The organism is Pontibacterium sp. (genome assembly GCF_041587635.1).
Taxonomy (GTDB): Bacteria; Pseudomonadota; Gammaproteobacteria; order Pseudomonadales; family Balneatricaceae; genus Pontibacterium.
On the sequence record NZ_JBFGYC010000181.1, the window covers coordinates 1 to 6,821 of the forward strand.

At 51.6% G+C, this 6,821-nt stretch carries 5 protein-coding genes; 4 read left to right on the forward strand and 1 reads right to left on the reverse strand.

Annotated elements, in window-relative coordinates; genetic code table 11:
- From ABYW01_RS10465 to ABYW01_RS10480, 4 genes are all read left to right on the forward strand, one after another.
- Positions 1-1,379, forward strand: a 1,379-nt coding sequence (locus ABYW01_RS10465) for an RND family transporter (RefSeq protein ID WP_372832562.1), incomplete at its 5' end; no start/stop codon positions are given.
- A 179-nt stretch (positions 1,380-1,558) separates the two neighbouring features.
- Positions 1,559-1,900, forward strand: a complete 342-nt coding sequence (locus tag ABYW01_RS10470) for a histidine triad nucleotide-binding protein (RefSeq protein ID WP_372832563.1) — start codon at positions 1,559-1,561, stop codon at positions 1,898-1,900.
- 42 nt (positions 1,901-1,942) lie between these two features.
- The gene (locus ABYW01_RS10475) at positions 1,943-2,242 is read left to right on the forward strand and encodes a hypothetical protein (protein ID WP_372832564.1); all 300 of its coding nucleotides are present in this window, start codon (positions 1,943-1,945) and stop codon (positions 2,240-2,242) included.
- Positions 2,226-4,244, forward strand: a complete 2,019-nt coding sequence (locus ABYW01_RS10480; RefSeq protein WP_372832565.1) for a Clp1/GlmU family protein — start codon at positions 2,226-2,228, stop codon at positions 4,242-4,244. Before ABYW01_RS10475 ends, ABYW01_RS10480 begins: the two co-directional genes overlap by 17 nt.
- Positions 4,245-4,365: 121 nt before the next feature.
- On the opposite strand, the gene ABYW01_RS10485 is transcribed toward ABYW01_RS10480, so the two are convergent.
- The coding region (locus tag ABYW01_RS10485) for an EAL domain-containing protein (protein WP_372832567.1) at positions 4,366-6,821 on the reverse strand (2,456 nt) is incomplete at its 5' end.

A 6,821-nucleotide genomic window follows, 5' to 3' on the forward strand; every position in this document is an offset into this window, starting at 1 on the left:
GTCCCGTGATCGACTTCGGCTGGATGATGACCATCGGCGTTGCTGCGGCACTGCTCATGGCCTTCAGTTTACTACCTGCCTGTTTGCTGCTCATACCAAAAGGTAAAAGCGAAATCAGCAGCAAAAGCAGACCGCTAACCCACCACTTCGCTCGTATCACCGATCACTATGGAACATCCATATTGATCGTCAGCGGAATATTGTTCATTGCCAGCGTCTTCGGCATCGCCCGGTTACAGGTGGAGAACCGTTTCATCGACTACTTCGACGATACCACCGAGATCTATCAGGGCATGCTGGTAATCGATCAGGAGCTGGGCGGTACCATCCCGCTGGATATCCTGCTCAGGGCTCCAACGCAAGACCACCCTGACCATCAGGTGTTCGATACGCCTGAGGCTTCCCCCTTTGACGATGATCCTTTCGCGGATGACCCCTTTGACGACAATCCATTTGCCGATGAGCGTTCTGCTGAGCAAAGCAGCTACTGGTTCAGCCGCGCCGGTCTGGAAGAGATCGATCGAATCCAGCGTTTCCTCGAATCTCTGGACGAGACCGGTAAAGTGATGTCGCTCAACTCGCTGTATCAGGTATTCAAAGACATCACCTCAGAGGAACTGGATGATTTCCAGCTAACCCTGCTACGCAGGAACCTGCCACAGAACGTAAAGACACTGCTTATTGCCCCCTATCTCTCCGATGATGGTCAGGAGACCCGTATATCATTGCGCGTGATGGAAACCAGCAAGGGATTAAAACGTGGAGAGTTACTGCACAAGATCGAGCTTTTCCTGCAAAAAGAGATGGGCTATCAGCCTGATCAGGTAAGCCAAACCGGGATGCTGGTCCTGTACAACAATATGCTGCAAAGCCTGTTCGGCTCCCAGATCGCCACGCTGGGTGCTGTGTTTGTTGCCATCACCCTGATGTTTACCCTGTTATTCCGCTCCCTCTACCTGGCCGTTATCGCCGTCACCCCTAACCTGCTCGCGGCAGGCATCGTGTTGGGCGGCATGGGCTGGGCCGGAATTCCGCTTGATATGATGACCATCACCATTGCGGCGATCACCGTCGGCATCGGTGTGGATGACACTATTCATTACATCCACCGCTTTCAGAAAGAGTTTCAAAAAGATCATAACTACTGCGCCACCATGTATCGCTGCCATAACAGCATCGGCAAAGCGATGTTTTATACCTCAGTGATTATCATCGCGGGCTTTGCCATTCTCTCTCTGTCCAACTTCACCCCCACTATCTATTTTGGCCTGCTAACCGGACTGGCGATGTTTTCCGCCCTGATCGGAGCCTTGCTACTGTTGCCGCAACTGATCATTGCGCTCAAACCCCTGGGGCCGGAGACAACAAGTCAGGTCTAGGGAACCTGCGAACAAGCCCGAGACTTTCTCTGCGGGGGCATAACACGTGTCAACGCAGCAACATCCCGCCCCGCATGGCGACCAAAATGATTTTAGTGCCCCTGCGGAAAGACGTTGTCTCCTATGCTTAGAGTGTCTACAAAACATTCAAATTGAGATCACATGATGTGAGGCATCATATGGACTGCTTATTCTGCAAAATCATCGCCAAAGAGATCCCATCGGATATCGTGTATGAAGACGACAGACTGGTCGCGTTCCGAGATATAAATCCTCAGGCCCCTAGCCATGTGCTGATCATTCCACGCCAACATATAGCCACCTTGAACGACTTAACCGAAAGTGACGGCATGTTGATCAGCCATACCGTACTGACCGCGAAACAACTCGCTGATCAACTGGGGCTAGCCCATCACGGTTATCGACTGGTCTGGAACTGCAACGCACACGGCGGACAGGAAGTGTTTCATATCCATTTGCACCTGCTGGGTGGCCGCGCGATGCATTGGCCTCCGGGCTAATCCGTCCGTTAGCATCTCTCTATGGCTAGCAGGGGGAAACGTATGTTTCGAAAAGCACTGATCAACATACTGCTAAATAATCCAATGAGCATAAAGGAACTGGCCCTGTTGCTCGATGAACATCCCAAGGACATAGAGGACGACCTTCAGCATCTACAACAAAGCTTACGCAACCTGCCTTACCAGATGTTGATAGAACCGGCATGCTGCAATAAGTGTGACTTTCTGTTCCAAAGCGACAAGCTTCACAAGCCGGGCAGATGTCCGCAATGCCACGGCACCTGGATCAGCGAACCTCTGATCAGCATCGAAGAGGACGAGGCCAATGAATCGTGCGCATAATCAGGGCTATGTACCTTGCTCTCCCGAACAGATCAACCAAGAACATCTGACCAATATACGCCGCGTGCTGATTTTCGGTGAGACCGGCGCAGGAAAATCCACCCTGGCCAACCAATTGAGTCAGCACGTATTAGCTGCCGGGCGTCTCGTCACTTTACTGGATACCGACCCCGGCTCGCCCGCTTTTGGCATCCCGGGGGCTCTCTGTCTGATGACCCCGGAAATATCAACAGACTATCAGCACGGTTGGATTCTGCAGGACTTCGAAGCACTTTGCAGTTTGGATGCCGGGCGGTTTCGCTTACCGCTTATTGATGCCGTCAGAACACTGCTTTCCCGGTTACCCCAGATAGAGAACGACCTACTGATTATCGACGCACCCGGCGTCAGCCGATGTATTGCCGGTGCAGAACTCCTGCCTGCCCTTATCGCCGCCACATGTGCCGACCTGGTGCTGGTATTGATCCCTGAGGGTCAGCCTCCCCCGCTATCCAGTGAACTGAGCACCAGCGGTATCAGATCATTGTTTATTGCTTCCCATACCAACGCCCACAAGCCTGAAAAGGCCGCCATCAGGTCTACCCGCACTCAGAAGTGGCAACAGCACCTGACGCATGCCGTTGAACACACCTTCCGACTAGATGACACTACTTTACTCGGTACTCCGCCGCCGCTGGAAGCGCCCGATGTCTGGGAAGGACGGCAAATTGCCCTTCTGCACAAACAACGAACCGTTACCCTGGGCCAGGTGCTCGGCCTAAGCGGCAATACACTGCGCATACAGGCACCTCAATACGATAAAAACCTGACTATCGATCAGTGGTTGCTAAGGGATGCTTTGTATACCCATGCACAAGGGTTACATACCGCGGTCCCCGAGCGCTCATCATCTATGCCTGCCAACCGGCATCCTCGACAGGTAGCGGTTATCGGCAAAGAGGCCCTGTTTGCTAAGTCACAGCAGGAACAGCGGAGTCCACCTCTTATGATGCGCGTGGGCCCAGTGGAGGCGACCATGGTGAACGGTGTCTTTGGCGATCCCCTTCTGTTGATACAGATGGGTCACCAAAAACGCTGCATCTTGTTTGATCTGGGTTATCACGGCCCCATCTGTGCCCGAACTGCACACCAGGTGACCGATGTATTTATCAGCCATACTCACATTGATCACATCTGCGGATTTCTCTGGCTACTGCGTTGTCGTATCGGTCATTATCCGCCGTGTCGACTTTTTGGTCCGCCGGGACTGGCGCACAATATTGCGGGAATGATCAGCGGGATTCTATGGGATCGCATAGGCGACAAGGCACCGGTCTTTGATATCTATGAACTGCATGACCAGGAGCTGCGCCACTGGCAAATAGCCGCCGGCACGCCCTTAAGTGAAGAGTTTCCCAGACAAGAGCTCAACAGTGACGTTATCTGGCAGGAACCGTTCTTCCGCGTACGCGCTGTCACGTTAGATCACACGGCAAAAGACAATATCAATCCATACACGCCGGTACTGGCGTACGCATTTGAGCCGTTACGTCAGGTCAACGTACGCAAGGACCAGTTGTCGGCCCTTGGTCTCACCGCCGGTCCCTGGTTACAGCAACTCAAAAAGCACGTGCTTAACGGTGAACAGGAAGCGTGCATTCGGATAGATGGCCATGTTTATTCAGTATCCGATCTGACCGATAAGGTGCTAATGAAGTGTGCGGGTAAAAAACTGGTCTACGCCACTGACCTGGCCGACACAGCAAACAATCGGGCCACCTTAATCTCGCTTGCTCACAGTGCCCATACGCTTTTTTGTGAAGCCTCATTTGTAAACGCGGATAGTGCCCTGGCCAAATTTACCGGACACTTAACCACTGGCGCATGCGGTGAGATTGGCCGCCTCGCTGCAGTCGAGCACCTGATACCCTTTCACTTTTCTGGACGGTACCAGCATGAGGCCCAGCGTATCTATCAAGAAGTGAGCTGTGCCTGCCCCCATACTCAGATCCCAACGCCTTAAGAATCGATGGGGTACGACGTGTAACTTGGGCTATTAGCTAATAACCTAGGCTAAAGCAGAAAACTCACCACGATAACCTGAGCCAGAAGCATCCCATCCAATGTTAGCCTCAGCAACTCGGTTATCCATCACTATCACACAAAGGTGTCGCCATTTGCTGATCAGCTAAAGCCTTCAGTTGCGTGACGCTATCAGGCCGCCCAAACAGGAATCCCTGAAGCTGATCGCAACCCAGGTTGCACAGGAACTGCTGCTGCTCTTCAGTTTCAACACCCTCTGCTACAACGCGTAGGCGCAGACTGTGGGACATACTAATGATTGCACGTACCAGATTCTCATCATCAGTATCACCCGGTACATCCATGATAAACGAGCGATCGATCTTAACGATGTCGACCGGCAATTTTTTCAGATACATCAGTGAAGAATAGCCGGTACCAAAGTCGTCCACGGCCAGCGTAACGCCCATCTCCCTGATCTCATTCAGTAGCGGGAGAAACTGATCGATGTTTTCCATCACATGGGTTTCAGTAATTTCCAATTCGAGCAGATGCGGAGGCAGCCCCGCATCGCTCAGCGCACGACCGATATCCTTAACCAGATCCCGCTCATGCAGTTGGCGAGGAGACAGGTTAACTGAGACCGCTAGCTGATAACCATCGGCATTCCATGCTGCAGCCTGCTTACAGGCTTCAAATAAGACAAAGCGCCCAAGCTGAACAATCAAATTAGACGCTTCTGCAATAGGGATAAATTCACCGGGCGATACTGAACCATGCACCGGATGGCTCCAGCGAACCAGTGCCTCAGCCCCGCGCATATGCTTACCGGTAATATCAAAGCGCGGCTGATATACGACAAATAGCTCGCTGTTATCGACCGCCTTACGAAGATCTTCTTCGTATTGATGACGTTGCTGATGGCGCGCGTTTATCACTTGGTCAAAGAACTGGATAATATCGCGGCCCTGGGCTTTTGCCTGGTACATCGCCAAATCGGCATGGCGCGTTAATGTGTCTACATCTTCACCGTCTTTACCGGCAATCGCAACACCGATACTCGCAGATGTAAAACACCGAATAGACCCCAGATCATAAGGTTTGCGTAACGCAGTGGTAATGCGTCGTGCAATAGGCTCAACCTGACTACGATCAGGTATGTCCCGCAGTATCACCGTGAACTCATCTCCCCCTAAACGCGAAACCGAATCTTTCAGGTTGACACAGGTACGTAATCGATCTGCCACCTGGAGCAGCAACTGGTCACCCACACTATGGCCGTAGGTATCGTTGATACTCTTGAAACGATCCAGATCAATGAACAACACCGCGGTAATAAACTGCGTATCACGGTTTAGCACCTTCTCCAATTGCTGGTTGAACAGACTGCGGTTCGGCAAACCGGTCAGATTGTCATACAGAGCCAAACGCTGAAGTCTTTGTTCAGCAACTTTCAAGTTGGTGATATCCCGGAACAGAATCACATAGCGATTTTCCCCCTCCATACCGGAGAGAAGCGTTGCTGATACAAGTACCGGTAACGAACTGCTATCCGCACACTCCAATGAGCACTCACCTTGCCATCGACTGGCGTGCTCCAATTGATGGAGAATATCCGGGTAAGCCGCCAGAAATCTGTGTGCAGCGGTCGTGATGTCACTCTCGCTGACACCACTCATCTCCATAAATGCGCGGTTTGAAGTCAGTACATCATGTTCCTCATCGAGAACGATGATGGCTTCGCCGGTCTCAGCAAACACCTGCTGGGCAAGCCTCAGTTGATCCTCTACCTGTTTAATACCGGTTATATCCGTCGCAATACCACCGATCGATTCGAGTTTTCCCTGATCACAAAAGATCGGAAACTTACTCACCAAAAAGGTGCAGAGTCCCTTATTGGTTTCAATCTTCATCTCATACTGAGTAGGGTGCTGGCTTTTTAATAGCTGCTGATCTGATTTCAGCACTAATGCCATCAAGTCATCGCTCAATACCCCTTGATCGCGCTTGCCGATCATCTGGGACGACGTCATGTTAAACAGTTCCGCCAGGCGTGTATTAACCAATTGGTAGCGCTGATCCATATCCTTGATGAATATAAGGCCCGGAGAATGATCGATAATACTGGATAAATGTTTGTCACGATCACGGATTCGCAGCAGCATTTTCTCAACCGCATTGCCCACTCGGATAAATTCGTTGAAACGCCCGCCTCTGAACGGCTGTGGCGAACCACTTTCAGGGATCTGTTCGGCATATTGAGTCAGGTAGGACAGCGAGCTACGTGTCAGATACTGAATGACCAGCATCGTGACAATACCAAGTACCATCACCAGCAATGCTGCGAAGGATAGGTTCGACACATAGGCATCCCTCAGAGCAAGGTAAGCATTGTTCGGCAACAAGGTACGAACACTGTAACTTTCGCTGTTGCCAATCCGTAGCGAATGCTCACGTAAGATGCTGTTTTCAGTCGTCAGTACACCCTTTGAGATCACTCCTGCGGCGTGTAAGTTACTCAACTGCTCGGGCGCGCCTTCCAGTTCGTCCAATAAGTGACTGCCAAGACTCAGGGAGA

Excerpts from the sequence above, each read along its gene's own strand:
- ABYW01_RS10470 (WP_372832563.1), top strand. The coding sequence starts at position 1,559 with ATGGACTGCTTATTCTGCAAAATCATCGCCAAAGAGATCCCATCGGAT.
- ABYW01_RS10475 (WP_372832564.1), top strand. The coding sequence starts at position 1,943 with ATGTTTCGAAAAGCACTGATCAACATACTGCTAAATAATCCAATGAGC.
- ABYW01_RS10480 (WP_372832565.1), top strand. The coding sequence starts at position 2,226 with ATGAATCGTGCGCATAATCAGGGCTATGTACCTTGCTCTCCCGAACAG.